Below are 16,382 nucleotides of genomic sequence, written 5' to 3'. Positions count from 1 at the left end.
GGGGAGGAGCTAAAGACCAACACCAGGCTTTTATTAAAATAAATCATGAAAAAATACTTCATTACCGGCACTGACACTGAAGTCGGGAAAACCGTCGCCACCACCGCATTTTTGCAGGCCGCCGCATGCGCCGGACACACAACAGCCGGATATAAACCGGTGGCATCAGGCAGCGAAATGACCGCTGAGGGGCCGCGTAACAGCGACGCTCTGGCGTTGCAGGCATACAGCACCGTCGGTCTGCGTTATGACGAAGTGAATCCGTGCACCTTTATCGAACCGACGTCGCCGCATATCGTCAGCGAGCTGGAAAAATGCCCGATTGACCCGCGGGTGTTATCCGCAGGTTTACGTCATCTGGAACCGCTGGCGGACTGGGTGGTGACAGAAGGCGCGGGCGGCTGGTATACGCCACTGACTGCGGATTACACCTTTGCTGACTGGGTTATCACCGAGCAGTTGCCGGTCGTTTTAGTGGTGGGCATGCGCCTCGGCTGCATTAACCACGCGGTGCTGACGGCACAGGCCATCGCACAAAGCGGGTTGCATCTGGCGGGCTGGATAGCCAACGACGTGCAGGAAACGGGGAAGCATCATCAGGCATATATGGATACGCTCACGCGTATGCTGCCTGCGCCGCTGCTGGGCGAGATCCCGTACCTGAGCGCCGGAACTGACGTTCATCTGGGACAATATCTTCATCTGGATCGTCTCACCGCGTGAAACGTCAGACCGTCAGATAGTTTTTGATTAACGTTTCATCGAGCTGCGCCAGCGTGCCCTGTGCGACATTACGACCGCCATCGACCAGACAGAACCGATCGGCGACGCTGCGGATAAACGGCAGTTTATGACCGACAAGTAACAGGGTCAGCCCGAGATCACGGTTCAGTCGGTGAATGATATTGCCCATATTCGCTGCCATCGACGCGCTGGTGTGCTCGGTCGGTTCATCGAGTATCAGCAACTCCGGCTCCTGAACCAGCGCCCGGCTGATCGCCAGCTGTTGCTGCTGGCTCTCATCGAGCTCTCCCGCCTTACGCGCACCCATCTCCTTTAATGTCGGAAACAGGTCATAAACTTCTTCCGGCACGCGACGTGTCTTATTCCGGCTGGCCATCATGGCGATTTGCAGGTTTTCATCGACGCTCATCTGCGAAAAAATCTGCCGCCCTTGCGGCACATAGCCGATGCCGATCTGTGCGCGGCTTTCTACCGGCAGATTCAGCAGACTTTGCGGCTCTTCATCGCGCGACTGCCAGGAAATAGCGCCGCTTTTCACCGGAAGATGGCCCATGATGCAATTAACCAGCGTTGTTTTGCCCACGCCATTTCGCCCTATCAGGCAGGTGCACTGCCCGCGGTACAGTTCGAGATTGATGTCCCACAGAATATGTTTTTGCCCATAGTACTGATTAACGGATTTTACACTTAACATCAGACGTACCTCCCTCATGGAGCTTTTCACCGGACTGCATTTTGACGGCCACTGTCATGTTTCTGACATTTATGTTCCGCTGCAGGCGCTTTTTGCAGGGGAATCCTTCACGAAATCTCTTCAAAGAGTGAAATTGCAACTCTCAGGCCAAGTTTTACCAGAGGGTGATAAAAAGAGAGGTTACACAGCTGTTAACAGCCCGCGGGCGGATGATTTAGGATTATTCATGAGTATTGTCAGGATTTTGAGATTGGGCGTGATAAGCAATAAAAGGAAACTGCACTTTGGCAGTGCCAGCTTCACTGATTTTGGTGCAAGGTTTGCGCTGCTGAGAAGCTGAAAAATCCTGATCAGATGCACTTTTGGGTTTTGCAAGGAACATCCGCCCGGAAATCTAGGCAAAATAGGCATAAATAAGGAGATAAAAAAGATAAAAAATAACTAAAAAAGAGCTCTCAGGCGCTGACGGAGCAAAAATTGGTTTTTTACCAACTCCCGCCGCGCTTGGCGTGCTGAGACTTATCCACTATTCCTGTGGATAACCTTGTGCATGAGAGTAAGAAAAGTTGCTACAGACGAGACTGGACGCGGGTTGCGCTCAGTTTGCCCGTATTCGCAGCTTTTTGAAGATACTTTTTTTAATCAATGAGTTAGTTAAAAGCAATACAGACGTAATTCGTTCGTCATAGTTGTGTCAATCTTCGTCAAGCTGTGGTCAGAAAGTGAATAGTCGTAAATTTCAGGTTAAAAATGTCTTGTGATGGTGAGAATTCCCCTTTGCCTTAACCTAAAAAAGTGCAGTTGCAGCAAGACGTTAAAACTGACTCTGTTTTTATCGATTGGAAGCTGGTTTTATATACAGTATTATAGCCCAAGTAAAATCAGGGCTGGCAAAAATTGCGAAGTCTTTCATACTATTTTTCCGCGAACTGTTCACCGGTTCAGTCCGTACGGCCTTGTGCATTTTCATTTCAGTCAGGTAGCCCGTCATGAGTAAAGAGTTCAAACTGCATTCCGAATTTAAACCGTCGGGCGATCAGCCTGAGGCGATACGCCGCCTGGAAGAAGGGCTGGAGAACGGGCTGGCGCACCAGACGTTGCTCGGGGTGACCGGTTCTGGCAAAACCTTTACCGTGGCGAACGTGATTGCTGACCTGAACCGTCCGACGATGGTGCTTGCTCCGAATAAAACGCTCGCGGCGCAGCTTTACGGCGAGATGAAAGAGTTCTTCCCGGAGAACGCCGTCGAATATTTTGTCTCCTACTACGATTATTATCAGCCCGAGGCGTATGTCCCGAGCTCAGACACATTTATCGAAAAAGACGCCTCAGTGAATGAACACATTGAGCAAATGCGTCTTTCTGCGACTAAAGCCCTGCTGGAACGCCGTGATGTGATCGTGGTGGCGTCGGTTTCTGCCATCTACGGTTTAGGTGATCCGGACCTGTATCTGAAAATGATGCTGCATCTGACCAAAGGGATGATTATCGATCAGCGGTCAATCCTGCGTCGTCTGGCAGAGCTGCAATATGCACGTAACGATCAGGCTTTCCAGCGCAGTACTTTCCGCGTGCGCGGTGAAGTCATTGATGTGTTCCCGGCAGAGTCGGACGATCTGGCGCTGCGCATCGAGCTGTTTGATCAGGAAGTCGAACGCCTGTCGCTGTTTGATCCGCTGACCGGTCAGGTTCAGCACGAAGTGCCGCGTTTCACCATCTACCCGAAAACACACTACGTCACGCCACGCGAACGTATCGTGCAGGCGATGGAAGAAATCAAAGTTGAGTTGGCCGACCGTCGTAAGGTATTGCTGGCCAATAACAAACTGCTGGAAGAACAGCGCATCAGCCAGCGCACGCAGTTTGATCTCGAAATGATGAACGAGCTCGGATACTGCTCCGGTATCGAAAACTACTCACGCTATCTGTCTGGGCGCGGGCCGGGCGAGCCGCCTCCGACGCTGTTTGACTATCTGCCCGCCGACGGCCTGCTGATTGTCGATGAATCCCACGTCACCATTCCGCAAATCGGCGGCATGTACAAAGGTGACCGCTCACGTAAAGAAACGCTGGTGGAATATGGCTTCCGTCTTCCTTCTGCGCTGGATAACCGTCCGATGCGCTTTGAGGAATTTGAAGCGCTGGCACCACAAAGTATTTATGTTTCCGCCACGCCGGGTAAATACGAACTGGAAAAATCCGGTGATGATGTGGTCGATCAGGTGGTGCGTCCGACCGGTCTGCTGGATCCGATTATCGAAGTGCGTCCGGTCACCACGCAGGTGGACGACTTACTGTCGGAAATCCGTAAGCGTGTGGCAATTAACGAGCGTGTGCTGGTCACCACGCTGACCAAACGTATGGCGGAAGACCTGACGGAATATCTGGAAGAACACGGCGAGAAGGTGCGTTACCTGCACTCTGATATCGATACGGTGGAGCGTGTGGAGATTATCCGCGATTTGCGTCTGGGTGAATTCGATGTGCTGGTCGGCATCAACTTACTGCGCGAAGGGCTGGATATGCCGGAAGTCTCGCTGGTGGCGATCCTCGATGCTGACAAAGAAGGTTTCCTGCGTTCAGAGCGGTCGCTTATTCAGACCATTGGTCGTGCGGCGCGTAACCTTAACGGTAAAGCGATTCTCTACGGCGACAAAATCACCAATTCAATGGCCCGTGCCATTGAAGAAACGGAACGTCGTCGTGCCAAACAGGAAGTGTACAACCTGGAAAACGGCATCACGCCGATGGGGCTGAACAAGAAAATTTCCGACATCCTGCAACTCGGCCAGCCGAAGACCAAAAAGAACAAAGACAAACGCGATGCAGAAGCGGCGCAAACTTTCAAATCGCTTACGCCGAAAGCGCTGGAGCAGCGCATCAAAGAGCTGGAAAGTAAGATGTATGCGCACGCACAGAATCTGGAATTCGAAGAAGCGGCCAACACCCGCGACGAGCTGCATGCATTGCGCGAGCAGTTTATTGCGATTTCGTAACGTGAAAAATGCTAAAGTGCGCGGCTTGAAAATCATCACCCTGACATTTTAACGAAGAGCGAGCCAATGACTGATACACCACAAAACCCTGGCGCAGCGAAAGATCCGCTGCACGGCGTCACGCTGGAAAAACTGCTGACAACGCTGGTGGATAACTTTGGCTGGCCCGCGCTGGCCTCGCAGGTGAATATCAACTGCTTTAAAAGCGACCCGAGTGTGAAATCCAGTCTGAAGTTTCTGCGCCGCACACCGTGGGCGCGCAAAGAAGTGGAAACACTGTATCTGGATTTCATCGAAGGCCATCTGCGCCCGGATATGACCCGCAGCAAGCGCCGCACGCCGCTTTCTGCGCAGGCACCGCAAAAACCAAAAGTCAGTACTGCGAAGCCCGCTGCCGACAGCCCGTGGAATAATCATCCGCTGGTGAAAAAGTAATTTCGCGCATTTCATTGTGTTCATTTGAGGGAAAAGTCGTGCCTGAGCAAAACGTTCTTATCGTAGTGGATATGCAAAACGGGGTTTTCGCTTCCCCGCGTTATGACCGCAACGGACGTGCTGAGCGCATTAATCAGCTGATTAACCGGGCAGGGCGCGTTATTTTTATTCAGCACGCTGAAGGCGAAATGACCGAAGGCAGCGAGTTCTGGCAGGTGTTACCTGAGCTTCATCAACCCGAAGGCGCGATTTCTGTGACCAAAACCGCCTGTGACTCTTTTTATCGCACCACGCTCGGGGCGGTATTGCAGGAACTGAATGCGACCCGCTTTACTGTCTGCGGTTGTGCGACAGATTATTGTGTGGATACGACCATTAAAATCGCTGCCAGCAAAGGGTATGCCGTGACTGTCGCTTCGGACGCGCATACCACCGGTGACCGCACGCACGCTACGGCGCAGCAGCTGATCGGTCAGCATAACGAAGTCTGGCGTGAATTGTCGGTGCCGGGCAATCCGGTCACAGTGAAAACCACCGCAGAAATCCTGGCTGACTGGCAGTAAATTACGTTTTCTGACGTAAAAAGGCCGCATTGCGCGGCCTTTGTTGTTTCTGTTACTGATAAATCAGAGCATTTTTTGCAGTGCTTCTTCGATGGCCGCCCGCAACATATCGCGGTCATGGCGATAGGGCACATCGCTGGCTTCGAGCGGACTCTGAATAATCAGATGTTCAGCGGCGCTTCCGCCGACTTTCACTTTCGGCCCCACAATCGCCGCATCCGCACGGCGACCAATGCGCGTTTCGATCATATCCAGTTTGTTATCCAGCGTCAGCGAGGCGGCAGCCACGCTAAGTTCTTTCCCCAAATTACCGATATACACGATGTGCGCACGGCTGCGACGTAGCGCCGTGGTGAGGTCATTCATTAGCAACAGCGGCATCAGGCTGGTGAAGAAACTGCCGGGACCAATCAGGATCAGATTAGCTTCCGCAATCGCCTGTAACGCTTCACGTGTGGCGGGCACCTGCGGTTCCAGCATCAGTTCGCGAGGGATCTGCGTCAGTTTATCGACATTCACCTCTCCGTGAACGGTTTCACCGTTAGCGCCAGTGGCGGCCAGATCGACCGGCTGTTCTGACATCGGGATAAGTTCTGCATCCACTTTCAGCAGACTGCGCACCAGATTGATTGCTTCGAGCGGACGCACGGTCAGATGATCCAGCGCACGCAGCATCAGATTGCCCAGATTATGCCCGTCCAGTTCGCCCTGACCGCTGAAGCGGTACTCGAACATTGCCGATGCCAGACTGGGTTCGGTGATCAGCTGATTCAGGCAGTTGCGCATATCGCCCCAGGCGATGCCGCCGACGGAGCGACGAATGCGGCCGGTCGAACCGCCGTTATCGGTGGTGGTCACAATGCCGGTCAGGCGCGGGCCAAGGGAGGAGAGGGATGACATCACGCGGCCAAGCCCGTGACCTCCGCCTAATGCCACCACCCGGTCGAGATCAGCTAAAGTTCGGTTGCGCATGGTTTTCCTTACAATGGGGAGCGGCGGGTTAAATCAATTTTCTGCGGGGATTTTACCTAACTTTGCAACAAGATGTTATCCCCTCACGCCACTCTCAGAGCATTCAAAAGCAAGCGGTTTTAGCGTTGAAAATGCAGCCTTTTGTTGTGAAAAGTCGTTATATATCAAAATGCATAACGAAAAACCATCTTGGCGATCCGGACTTTACAGCGTTAGAATATGCCCTGTTACCCCCGTATTCATCATCGCTCCGCTATGGACGGGATGAATCAACTCCTAGCCCTGGTTCCTAAGTTGCCTTTCTGACGTTGTTCCCACAGAAACAATATGGAGCCCTGGCCGTGACAATCAGTCACCAGGGTGCATGGCAGAAATGCCCGCATCTCCCGTATTTGGAAAGGTGTTAAGGTGCTTCAACTTACTGATGCTTTTGCCCGCAAGTTTTATTACTTGCGGCTGTCGATCACAGACGTGTGCAATTTTCGTTGCACCTATTGTCTGCCGGATGGCTATAAGCCACACGGACACAGCAATAAAAGTTTTCTCTCGCTCGATGAAATCCGTCGGGTCAGCCGCGCGTTCGCTCACTTAGGGACGGAAAAAGTGCGTCTGACCGGTGGAGAACCGTCGCTGCGCCGCGATTTCTGCGAAATTATTGCCGCAGTGCGCGAAAACCCCTCTATCAAAACCCTTGCGGTGACGACCAACGGTTATCGCATGGCGCGTGACATCAACAAATGGCGTGATGCGGGTCTGACCAATATCAACGTCAGCGTCGACAGTCTCGATGCCCGCCAGTTTCACGCCATCACCGGTCAGGATAAATTCCGCGATGTGATGGCCGGGATCGACGCGGCTTTTGACGCCGGTTTCAGTAAGGTGAAAGTCAATACCGTGCTGATGCGCGATGTGAATCACGCCAGCCTGAACACGTTCCTCGACTGGATCAAAACCCGTCCAATCCAGCTGCGTTTCATCGAACTGATGGAAACCGGCGACGGCGGTGACCTGTTCCGCAAACATCACGTTTCTGGTGAAGTGCTGCGCGAGCAACTGGTGCGTCAGGGCTGGCAGTTACAGATTCGCTCCCGCAGCGACGGTCCGGCGCAGGTCTTCAGCCATCCGGATTATCTCGGTGAAATTGGTTTGATCATGCCGTACGAAAAAGACTTCTGCGCCAGCTGTAACCGGCTGCGCGTGTCTGCCATCGGCAATCTGCATTTGTGTCTTTTCGGCGAGCAGGGTATTCCGCTGCGTGATTTATTAGCCGACGACATGCAGCAGGACGATCTGATGGACCGCATTCAGGGCGGCCTGAGCCGCAAAAAACAAACTCACTTCCTGCATGAAGGCAATACCGGAATTACACAGAATCTGTCGTTTATCGGCGGCTGAGTCCGGCATTTATCGTTTAAGGAGCAAACTGATGAGCAAAGCCAGCAAAGAGTTTTTGCCTTTATCTGTCGCGATCATGACGGTTTCCGATCGCCGCACCGACGCAGAAGACACGTCCGGGCATTACCTGAAAGAAGCCGTGACCGAAGGCGGTCACCACGTCGTCGCACAGCAAATCGTCAGAGAGAGCATTTACAGCATCCGTGCCGTGGTCTCCGCATGGATTGCCGATGAAAAAATTCAGGCGATACTGATCAACGGCGGCACCGGATTTAACGCGGGCAACAATACGCCGGAAGCGCTGAAACCCCTTTTTGACCGTGAGATCGAAGGCTTCGGTGAACTGTTCCGCATGGTGTCGTTTGAAGATATCGGCACTTCGACCATTCAGTCGCGTGCCATCGGTGGCATCGCCAACCAGACGGTGATTTTCGCCATGCCCGGTTCAACCCGCGCCTGCCAGACTGCCTGGAACAATATCATTGAAGCGCAGCTCGATGCCCGTCAGGGGCCGTGCAATTTCACTCCACATTTGAAGAAATAAGTATGTCTGAACTTACTCATATTAATGCTTGCGGCGACGCTCACATGGTGGACGTCTCCGGTAAAGCCGAAACCGTCCGCGAAGCCCGTGCCGAAGCCTTTGTCGAAATGGCCGCTGACACGCTGGCGATGATTATCAACGGCAATCACCACAAAGGTGATGTGTTTGCAACGGCGCGTATCGCCGGAATTCAGGCCGCGAAAAAGACCTGGGATCTGATCCCGCTTTGTCATCCGCTGTTGCTGACCAAAGTGGAAGTGAATCTCGAAGCTCAGCCGGAACATAACCGCGTGCGCATCGAATCGTGCTGCCGTCTGAGTGGTAAGACCGGCGTGGAAATGGAAGCGCTGACGGCGGCCTCCGTTGCAGCGCTGACCATTTACGACATGTGTAAAGCGGTTCAGAAAGATATGGTGATCGGCCCTGTCCGTCTGCTGGAAAAAACCGGCGGCAAATCCGGGGACTTTAAAGTAGAAGGTAAGGTGGAAGTATGATCGACATTTTATTCTTCGCGCAGGTACGTGAACTCACCGGCACCGCAAGTCTGCAACTTCCGGCGGAATTTCCGACGGTGGACGCATTACGCATCGCTCTGACCGCACGTGGCGACCGCTGGGCGCTGGCGCTGGAATCAGGCAAATTGCTGGTGGCGGTTAATCAGACGCTGACCACGATGGCGCATCCGCTGACTGCCGGCGATGAAGTGGCGTTCTTCCCACCGGTCACCGGAGGCTGAGATGGATCAGACGAAAATTGTTGTTGATGCCGCCCCGTTCAACGTCGGTGATGAATACAACTGGCTGGCGCAATCTGACGCCGACGGTGCAGTCGTCACATTTACCGGCAAAGTGCGTAATCACAATCTGGGAAATCACGTCAGCGCGTTAACGCTGGAACACTATCCTGGCATGACCGAGAAAGCGCTGGCGGAAATTGTCGCCGAAGCCCGCACCCGCTGGCCGCTGCAACGTGTGTCGGTTTATCACCGCGTCGGACCGATGTATCCGGGCGATGAAATAGTGTTTGTCGGCGTGACCAGTGCGCATCGCGGCATGGCGTTCGAAGCCAATGAATTCATTATGGATCACCTGAAAACCCGCGCGCCGTTCTGGAAACGTGAAGCCACAGAAGAGGGCGACCGCTGGGTTGATGCCCGTGACAGCGATAAACAAGCAGCGGCTCGCTGGTAAATAGCGGCTCAACCGCACGCAGACCTCCCATGCTTTTCTCTCTATCTGTGATACGCTTTAAAAATCGGGAGGCTGTTTTGGCCTCATTTTTCGTCCTCCATGCAAAAGGGTAATCATCATGGATCGATATCCACGCAGTAATGGTTCAATTGTCGAACGCGCGAATACCGGCATTCAGGCGTACATGGCGCAAGTGTATGGCTGGATGTTCTGTGGTTTGCTGCTGACCGCTTTTGTAGCCTGGTACGCTTCCGGCTCTGAGAAAATCATGAGTTTTGTTTTCTCTAGCCAGATTACTTTCTTCGGGTTGATCATCGCGCAACTGGCGCTGGTCTTCGTGATTTCCGGCATGGTGAACCGTCTGAGCGGCACCGTCGCAACCGGCCTGTTCATGTTGTATTCCGCGCTGACCGGCCTGACGCTTTCCAGCATTTTCCTGGTCTACACCGGTGATTCCATTTTCGGCACCTTCATTGTCGCCGCCGGTATGTTTGGCGCGATGAGTGTGTACGGTTATGTGACCAAGCGCGACCTGACCGGCATCGGCAGTATGTTGTTCATGGCGCTGATCGGCCTGGTGCTGGCGTCGCTGGTCAACATGTGGTTGAAAAGCTCTGGCCTCGCGAACATCATTTCGTACGCCGGAGTGCTGATCTTCGTCGGTCTGACCGCGTATGACACGCAGAAGCTGAAAAACATGGGTGCGCAGTTGTCTGCGGATGACCGCGATAATTTCCGCAAATACTCCATTGTTGGCGCACTGACGTTGTATCTTGATTTCATCAACCTGTTCCTGATGCTGTTGCGGATTTTCGGCAACCGCCGGTAACGGTTTTTGATTGCAAACTGAAAAGGGACACTGAGAAGTGTCCCTTTTTTATGCCGGAGCCGCGGCAATGGGCGGCTTTTAAAAAAGGATTGAGAAAGTTTCGGTTTCTCACGTGCGTTGATCGCATAACTCACTGTGCCGAAACCGACCAAAGAGGGCTATGACGAGCCCTCTTTGGAATCTCCACGTCTTGAACTGCCCGCTACCGCTCGCTGGCTATGTTTCAGTTGCCGCAGAGACAGGCTGGAAATCTTGCCGCTGCGCGGTCCCTTCTCTCGGTCTTCGAGCCAAAGGTCTCGAAGCCGCTCTGTTCAGCAAGATTTCTGAATCGCCCGCACGATCTTAAATTCAAAGGCAGACTGTTTATCATCTTTAGAAAAGTGGATTGGCGTGATCAAAAATGGCACCGAATGAATGGTTCGAGACGTAGGGCTCGAAGCCTGAAATGAGGGAATCGCGCAGCGATGACATTTTGCGCCACCCGGTGATGCGAGAGGATATGTCCATCGAGTCTGCGATAGCGCGCAGTAAAAAAGCGAGGGGAGTTCAGAGGGGAAAAGCCTTTCCCCTCTGGTCGGTTTCGGCGCAGCAAGTTAAATGAACGACGTCATTGAGAAACCGAAATTTTCTCGATCAATTTTTAAGTCAAAAAGTTTCCGCCATTTTCAAATGGCCATGACAGCCCTGGCTACCGTGGCTTACGGTATCCGCACTCTTCCCGTCGGCACCTGCCGGAAACTCCACCAAACCTGAACGGTGTTAAACAACACCAGTATCGCGGTGACGATAAACACCCACCGGAAGCCCAGCACGGCCGAGGCGCTTGAGCCAATCAGCGGGCCGACGACATTCCCGAGATACATAAACGACTGGTTATAACCAAATATCCGGCCAGTGACCTGGTCGCTGCTGTATTTCACCAGCAACGCCTGTACCGCAGGCATCAGCGCCCCATCGCCGAAACCGAGCATGAAACGCAGAATACCCAGCTGGGTAGGGGTATTAATCAGCGCCATCAGGCAGAACAGGATAAAGCAAAACACCAGCGCGGCGATAAGAATGCGGTGTGCGCCAATACGGTCGCCGAGCTTACCGAGTTTCGGGGCGGCCATCAGCGCGGAAACGCCCGGTACGGCGGCAATCACGCCGCTGATAAAGGCGATGTTGCTGGTGTCGGGAGAAAGCTCGCGGATAAAAAGCGTCAGGATCGGGCTGATGGAACCATTCGCCAGCTGAATCATCATGGTGGTGACGAACAGGCTGACGATAAGCCAGGGATAAGGAAGTGTCGTGAATACCGCTTTCCCGCTCAGGCGGTTGGCTTTGGTGACCGGTACTACGCGCTCTTTGATCAGGAATAATGTGATCAGGAAGCTGATAAACAACATCCCGCTGGTGACGAAAAATACTGTGCGCAGGCCGAGGTGGTCGGCCATAAAACCGCCAAGCAGCGGGCCGATGATGACGCCAGATACCTGACCAGTGGATAACGTACCCAGCGCCCAGCCGCTTTTATCACGCGGCACCTGTGAGGCTACCAGTGCCATCGCATTGGGAATATAGCCTGACGTCAGGCCCATCAGCGTGCGCAAAATGAAAAGCTGCCAGACGTTAGTAGCAAAACCCTGCAACATCATGACGATCGCCATCCCCAGCGCCGCACGTAACAACATCAGTTTACGACCTTTGCGGTCAGCGAGGCTGCCCCAGAGCGGTGCCACAATGGCGGAAACCAGGAATGTGCCGCTGAATACCAGCCCTGACCACAGGCTCAGAGATTGGTGAGACGTCACACCCAGTTGTTCGATATAAAGCGGTAAAAAAGGCAGGATCTGACTCATCGCCATGCCGGTAAAAAAACAGCCGAGCCAGACGGAGATTAAATTTAGTTTCCAGGTTTCCATGTTGCAGCGGTGTGGCCTTATGGATAAGAAGAGGGGGCTGCCGAAAGCATAGCAAGCGAATCCATATAGCGGGGAGCAAAAAGTGGGAACATATTGATCAGGTTTATAATTGATTATCCTGTGTCAACATTTGGGATTATCTCGACAGATTATGCCGCCGGAAAACGCCAGCGAAGCCAGTCTCTGTAACCGCCCGTTACAGGGACGGAGGAGATAAGTTCACGCACTGCGGCGTTTTATGATAGAATCGCCTCAACTGGCGCACTGCAGTTTGTGCCGAATCCTCGTGGTAATGCCTCATTTGCCTCGTCTGATCATCCACTCTTGAAACTGCACCGAACCCCGTTCGGGTTAGAGTGGACTGGAGCTTTTCCTTATATGTCATTTGATTCCCTCGGCTTAAGTGCCGAAATTTTGCGTGCTGTTGAAGAACAGGGCTATCGCGAACCTACGCCTATTCAGCGTCAGGCTATTCCTGTCGTGCTTGAAGGTCGTGACCTGATGGCGAGTGCGCAGACCGGTACCGGTAAAACCGCTGGTTTTACCCTGCCGCTGCTCAATATGCTCAGCCATACCAACGCGCAATTCAAAGGACGTCGCCCGGTTCGTGCGCTGATCCTGACCCCAACCCGTGAGCTGGCGGCGCAGATTGGTGAAAACGTACAGGCTTACAGCAAATACCTGACCCTGCGTTCGCTGGTGGTATTTGGTGGTGTGAGCATCAACCCGCAGATGTTGAAACTGCGCGGTGGTGTGGATGTGCTGATCGCAACGCCTGGTCGTTTGCTGGATCTGGAACATCAGCGTGCTGTTGATTTATCTCAGGTTGAAATCCTGGTGCTGGACGAAGCTGACCGCATGCTGGACATGGGCTTCATTCACGACATCCGTCGCGTGCTGGCGAAACTGCCTGCCAAGCGCCAGAACCTGCTGTTCTCCGCGACTTTCTCTGATGAGATTAAAGGTCTGGCGAGCAAGTTGCTGACTAACCCTGCTTCTGTCGAAGTGGCGCGTCGCAACACCGCTTCTGCGCAAATTGAACAAAGCGTTCACTTTGTTGATAAGAAACGTAAAAGAGAATTGCTGTCTCAGATGATTGGCGAAGGCGACTGGAAACAGGTTCTGGTCTTCAACCGTACCAAACACGGTGCAAACCATCTGGCTGAGCAACTGAATAAAGACGGCATCACTGCCGCCGCTATTCACGGCAACAAAAGTCAGGGCGCGCGTACCCGTGCACTGGCTGATTTCAAAGCCGGTTCCATCCGTGTTCTGGTCGCAACTGACATCGCTGCGCGTGGTCTGGATATCGACCAGTTGCCGCACGTGGTGAACTATGAGCTGCCAAACGTACCGGAAGATTACGTTCACCGTATCGGCCGTACCGGTCGTGCGGAAGCCACCGGTGAAGCGATTTCTCTGGTGTGCGTTGACGAACACAAACTGCTGCGTGATATCGAACGTCTGCTGAAACGTGAAATTCCGCGCATCGCGCTGGAAGGTTACGAGCCGGACCCGAGCATCAAAGCTGAGCCGATCATTAATGGTCGTCAGGGCAGCGGCGGCGGCGGTCGTGGCGCACCACGTCAGGGCCAGCGTCCGGGCGCACCACGTTCAGGTGCTCCACGTTCCGGCGCTCCGCGTCAGGCCGGAAACGGTCAGCGCAGCGGCACCTCTGAAAATCGCGGTTCAGAAAACCGTGGTTCTGCAGAAAACCGTCCGGCACGTTCGCGTCCTGCTCATGCAGGCCAGCGTCGCACCGGCAATGCAGGCAGCGGCAACAAGTAATTGTTATCACTGTTCTGCAATCAAACCGCCTTCACCGGCGGTTTTTTTTCGTCTTCAGATCGGGTAGATAGATTACCTGATCACATAAGCACAACGGCGTGCGCCCTGCAAAATATGCTCCGTGCGTTTCACGTCCGCGTTCAGCACATCGCTGAATATATCGCGCTCCGCCCGGCAAAATCCCTGACAGGTGGTGGCTGCGGCACAAATCGGGCAGTGATTTTCGACGAACAGATAACTGCCGTCTTCCTGTAATGTCCAGTCCGCCATATAACCTTCGCGGGTACGGATATCCGTCAGCCTTTGCAATTTTTCTTCCATCGATACCGCACCGCGCATCGCCAGACGGTAGTTTTCCTGCGTGATTTTTTCCCGCGAGGTGATGAGATTGTCCAGCGCCGAATCGCCCAGAGAGGTGCGGATCAGCTGCAAAAGTTGTACGGTGAGATCGGCGTGCGCATCGGGGAATCGCGCATGGCCCGCAGCGGTCAGCTGCCAGTACTGCGAAGGGCGGCCAACGCCTTGCGAAACGGCTTTGGCTTCCACCAGACCTTCTTTCGCCAGCTTCACAAACTGCTGTCGTGCGGCTTCGCCGGTGGTTCCCAGCAGATGTCCGGCATCACTGGCCTGTAATTCCCCGCGCGTTTTCAGAAGCCGCAGCAGGCGTTCTGCCACGCTTTGTCGGACGTCATTTTTATTTTCCAAGTCGCTGCTTGACATATTACCTCGGCGGGTTCTAGATTACGTAAAACATATTCCAAGTTATTTCTTGTTTTAATCATACCATAACCATAACGCGCTTCAATGCGTGGAAAGCATAAACCAAAGGGATGCAGAGAAATGTCGGGAAGTCAGAACGGTTGGGCGGATTTATTCAGCGCAGAAAACCGCGGGAGCGCCATCACCCTGAGTGCAGGTGTCGCGCTTTACGCCACCAACAGCTATATCGTGATCACCATTTTGCCCTCGGTCGTGCAGGATATCGGCGGGCTGGCGTGGTATGCGTGGAACACCACGCTGTATGTCGTGTGTTCCATTCTGGGTTCGGCGCTTTCCGCTCGTCTGATGCGTACTGCCGGACCGCGCGGCAGCTATCTGATGGCCACCGGGATTTTCATCGCCGGAGCGGCGATTTGTACCGCGGCGCCGAATATGCCGGTGCTGTTGCTGGGCAGGGCACTTCAGGGGCTCGGCGGCGGATTCCTGTTCGCGCTTTCCTACGCGATGATCAACCTCTTGTTTAAAGAATCCCTCTGGCCGCGCGCCATGGCGCTGATTTCTGCCATGTGGGGGATTGCAACGCTGATTGGCCCGGCGGTAGGCGGCATTTTTGCTGAACTGCACGCCTGGCGCTGGGCGTTTGGTTTGCTGCTGCCGGTCACCTCATTGTTCGGGCTGTGGGTATGGCGGATTTTACCGAAAGCGCAGCGGGAGAAACAGGCCGATGAGCCGTTACCGCTGATGCAGCTGGCGCTGCTGACCGGCGCGGTTCTGGTGGTTTCTGCCGGGAGTTTGTCGTCCGAAGGGCTGATTAACCTGCTCGGATTCGTGATTGCGGTGGTGATGATTTTGATTTTGCGTCATCGTGAATTTACCGCTGATGTCCGGCTGCTGCCGCGCAATGCGTTGCGCCGTTCTTCTCCGCTTTACGGCCTGTATCTGGTGATGAGCCTGCTGATTATCGGTCTGGGCTGCGAGCTGTTTGTGCCTTATATGCTGCAACATTTACATGGCCAGGCTCCGCTGGCGGCCGGTTACATAACTGCGGCAGCGGCAGCGGGCTGGACATTAAGTGAAGTGGCGAGCTCCGGCTGGACAGGTCGCCGTGCCGACAACGCGATTGTGTGCGGGCCGGTGATACTGGCTGCCGGTTTGCTTTTACTGCTCTTTACCGTACCCGTGGCGTTTGGTCTGCCGTGGCTGAATATCAGTGGCGTGGTGCTCGGGCTGACGCTGGCCGGTTTTGGTATCGGTCTCGGCTGGCCACATCTTCTCACCCGCGTGCTGCAACAGGCACCGGAAGACGATCGCGAAAAAGCCGGGGCATCGATAACCGTTGTTCAGTCCTTTGCTTCAGCGCTCGGCGCGGCACTGGCGGGCACCGTCGCTAACTTCGCGGGCGTAAGTCAGGGCGATACCGGCGCGGCCAACGCGGCATTCTGGATGTTCCTGCTGTTTGCGATACCGGCGTTTCTGGCCGTGTGGATTGCCTGGCGTTCTGTAAAAGCCCGGCAGGCCAGCGGCAGTGCACCTGAACAACTGCGCCGCGATTTGTCACAGGGGTAATTGCCCGGCGGCGGGGCATGCGGTAATCTTGCGCGTCATTTT

At 54.1% G+C, this 16,382-nt stretch carries 17 protein-coding genes and 1 riboswitch; of the genes, 13 read left to right on the top strand and 4 right to left on the bottom strand.

The annotated features are described in order from the left end of the window. The first annotated feature begins 45 nt into the window (after positions 1-45). The gene (bioD, locus tag J1784_RS22805; RefSeq protein WP_238485656.1) at positions 46-723 is read left to right on the top strand and encodes a dethiobiotin synthase; all 678 of its coding nucleotides are present in this window, start codon (positions 46-48) and stop codon (positions 721-723) included. Between the two features lie 4 nt (positions 724-727). Here bioD and J1784_RS22800 read toward each other — a convergent pair whose 3' ends face one another. Beyond that, on the bottom strand, positions 728-1,438 hold the full coding sequence (locus J1784_RS22800) for an ABC transporter ATP-binding protein (RefSeq protein WP_217151085.1): 711 nt from the start codon (positions 1,436-1,438) through the stop codon (positions 728-730). A 16-nt stretch (positions 1,439-1,454) separates the two neighbouring features. Between J1784_RS22800 and J1784_RS22795 the strand changes: the two genes are divergently transcribed. The 4 genes from J1784_RS22795 to J1784_RS22780 all read left to right on the top strand — a co-directional run bounded on the left by J1784_RS22795 (position 1,455) and on the right by J1784_RS22780 (position 5,432). Then, positions 1,455-1,778, top strand: coding sequence for a hypothetical protein (locus J1784_RS22795; RefSeq protein WP_217151084.1), 324 nt, complete (start codon positions 1,455-1,457; stop codon positions 1,776-1,778). A gap of 649 nt (positions 1,779-2,427) precedes the next feature. Further along, entirely contained in the window at positions 2,428-4,434 is a 2,007-nt protein-coding gene (gene uvrB / locus J1784_RS22790) for an excinuclease ABC subunit UvrB (protein ID WP_217151083.1), read from the top strand. A gap of 66 nt (positions 4,435-4,500) precedes the next feature. Further along, entirely contained in the window at positions 4,501-4,869 is a 369-nt protein-coding gene (locus J1784_RS22785) for a VF530 family protein (RefSeq protein WP_013576381.1), read from the top strand. A 38-nt stretch (positions 4,870-4,907) separates the two neighbouring features. Beyond that, positions 4,908-5,432, top strand: coding sequence for an isochorismatase family protein (locus tag J1784_RS22780; protein ID WP_217151082.1), 525 nt, complete (start codon positions 4,908-4,910; stop codon positions 5,430-5,432). 63 nt (positions 5,433-5,495) lie between these two features. Here the strand turns inward: J1784_RS22780 and J1784_RS22775 are convergent, their stop codons facing one another. Further along, entirely contained in the window at positions 5,496-6,404 is a 909-nt protein-coding gene (locus J1784_RS22775; protein ID WP_217151081.1) for a gluconeogenesis factor YvcK family protein, read from the bottom strand. Positions 6,405-6,665: 261 nt separating this feature from the next. Then, positions 6,666-6,823: riboswitch (molybdenum cofactor riboswitch) on the top strand. Here J1784_RS22775 and moaA point away from each other — a divergent pair. From moaA to J1784_RS22745, 6 genes are all read left to right on the top strand, one after another. After that, entirely contained in the window at positions 6,813-7,799 is a 987-nt protein-coding gene (gene moaA / locus J1784_RS22770) for a GTP 3',8-cyclase MoaA (RefSeq protein ID WP_217151080.1), read from the top strand. (Overlaps the previous riboswitch by 11 nt.) A 31-nt stretch (positions 7,800-7,830) precedes the next feature. Continuing rightward, a complete protein-coding gene (gene moaB / locus J1784_RS22765) occupies positions 7,831-8,343 on the top strand; it encodes a molybdenum cofactor biosynthesis protein B (protein WP_217151079.1) in 513 nt (170 codons plus the stop codon). A 2-nt stretch (positions 8,344-8,345) separates the two neighbouring features. Beyond that, entirely contained in the window at positions 8,346-8,837 is a 492-nt protein-coding gene (moaC, locus tag J1784_RS22760) for a cyclic pyranopterin monophosphate synthase MoaC (protein WP_217151078.1), read from the top strand. Next, positions 8,834-9,079 (top strand): molybdopterin synthase sulfur carrier subunit, encoded by a 246-nt coding sequence (moaD, locus tag J1784_RS22755; protein ID WP_217151077.1) that lies wholly within the window; start codon positions 8,834-8,836, stop codon positions 9,077-9,079. Before moaC ends, moaD begins: the two co-directional genes overlap by 4 nt. 1 nt (position 9,080) lies before the next feature. Continuing rightward, the gene (gene moaE / locus J1784_RS22750; protein WP_217151076.1) at positions 9,081-9,533 is read left to right on the top strand and encodes a molybdopterin synthase catalytic subunit MoaE; all 453 of its coding nucleotides are present in this window, start codon (positions 9,081-9,083) and stop codon (positions 9,531-9,533) included. A gap of 118 nt (positions 9,534-9,651) precedes the next feature. Then, complete coding sequence (locus tag J1784_RS22745; RefSeq protein WP_013576373.1) at positions 9,652-10,362, top strand: Bax inhibitor-1/YccA family protein; 711 nt, start codon at positions 9,652-9,654, stop codon at positions 10,360-10,362. 698 nt (positions 10,363-11,060) lie between these two features. Here J1784_RS22745 and J1784_RS22740 read toward each other — a convergent pair. Further along, positions 11,061-12,266, bottom strand: a complete 1,206-nt coding sequence (locus J1784_RS22740; RefSeq protein WP_338019939.1) for a multidrug efflux MFS transporter — start codon at positions 12,264-12,266, stop codon at positions 11,061-11,063. A gap of 378 nt (positions 12,267-12,644) precedes the next feature. Here J1784_RS22740 and rhlE point away from each other — a divergent pair, with 378 nt between their 5' ends. Then, positions 12,645-14,054 (top strand): ATP-dependent RNA helicase RhlE, encoded by a 1,410-nt coding sequence (gene rhlE / locus J1784_RS22735; RefSeq protein ID WP_217151075.1) that lies wholly within the window; start codon positions 12,645-12,647, stop codon positions 14,052-14,054. 72 nt (positions 14,055-14,126) lie between these two features. Here the strand turns inward: rhlE and J1784_RS22730 are convergent, their stop codons facing one another. Further along, positions 14,127-14,774, bottom strand: coding sequence for a helix-turn-helix transcriptional regulator (locus tag J1784_RS22730; RefSeq protein WP_217151074.1), 648 nt, complete (start codon positions 14,772-14,774; stop codon positions 14,127-14,129). 120 nt (positions 14,775-14,894) lie between these two features. Here J1784_RS22730 and J1784_RS22725 point away from each other — a divergent pair, with 120 nt between their 5' ends. After that, on the top strand, positions 14,895-16,340 hold the full coding sequence (locus tag J1784_RS22725) for an MFS transporter (protein ID WP_217151073.1): 1,446 nt from the start codon (positions 14,895-14,897) through the stop codon (positions 16,338-16,340). The last annotated feature ends 42 nt before the right edge of the window (positions 16,341-16,382 follow it).

Origin of the sequence: Rahnella ecdela, from assembly GCF_019049625.1 — a bacterium.
Lineage (GTDB): Bacteria > Pseudomonadota > Gammaproteobacteria > Enterobacterales > Enterobacteriaceae > Rahnella > Rahnella ecdela.
Note: the sequence above shows the minus strand (reverse complement) of the source record. Positions and strands in the feature narration are given on the sequence as shown.

Excerpts from the sequence above, each read along its gene's own strand:
- J1784_RS22775 (WP_217151081.1), bottom strand. The coding sequence starts at position 6,404 with ATGCGCAACCGAACTTTAGCTGATCTCGACCGGGTGGTGGCATTAGGC.
- moaE (WP_217151076.1), top strand. The coding sequence starts at position 9,081 with ATGGATCAGACGAAAATTGTTGTTGATGCCGCCCCGTTCAACGTCGGT.
- moaD (WP_217151077.1), top strand. The coding sequence starts at position 8,834 with ATGATCGACATTTTATTCTTCGCGCAGGTACGTGAACTCACCGGCACC.
- J1784_RS22725 (WP_217151073.1), top strand. The coding sequence starts at position 14,895 with ATGTCGGGAAGTCAGAACGGTTGGGCGGATTTATTCAGCGCAGAAAAC.
- moaB (WP_217151079.1), top strand. The coding sequence starts at position 7,831 with ATGAGCAAAGCCAGCAAAGAGTTTTTGCCTTTATCTGTCGCGATCATG.
- J1784_RS22785 (WP_013576381.1), top strand. The coding sequence starts at position 4,501 with ATGACTGATACACCACAAAACCCTGGCGCAGCGAAAGATCCGCTGCAC.
- J1784_RS22795 (WP_217151084.1), top strand. The coding sequence starts at position 1,455 with ATGGAGCTTTTCACCGGACTGCATTTTGACGGCCACTGTCATGTTTCT.
- J1784_RS22740 (WP_338019939.1), bottom strand. The coding sequence starts at position 12,266 with ATGGAAACCTGGAAACTAAATTTAATCTCCGTCTGGCTCGGCTGTTTT.
- J1784_RS22730 (WP_217151074.1), bottom strand. The coding sequence starts at position 14,774 with ATGTCAAGCAGCGACTTGGAAAATAAAAATGACGTCCGACAAAGCGTG.
- uvrB (WP_217151083.1), top strand. The coding sequence starts at position 2,428 with ATGAGTAAAGAGTTCAAACTGCATTCCGAATTTAAACCGTCGGGCGAT.
- bioD (WP_238485656.1), top strand. The coding sequence starts at position 46 with ATGAAAAAATACTTCATTACCGGCACTGACACTGAAGTCGGGAAAACC.
- J1784_RS22800 (WP_217151085.1), bottom strand. The coding sequence starts at position 1,438 with ATGTTAAGTGTAAAATCCGTTAATCAGTACTATGGGCAAAAACATATT.
- moaC (WP_217151078.1), top strand. The coding sequence starts at position 8,346 with ATGTCTGAACTTACTCATATTAATGCTTGCGGCGACGCTCACATGGTG.
- rhlE (WP_217151075.1), top strand. The coding sequence starts at position 12,645 with ATGTCATTTGATTCCCTCGGCTTAAGTGCCGAAATTTTGCGTGCTGTT.
- J1784_RS22745 (WP_013576373.1), top strand. The coding sequence starts at position 9,652 with ATGGATCGATATCCACGCAGTAATGGTTCAATTGTCGAACGCGCGAAT.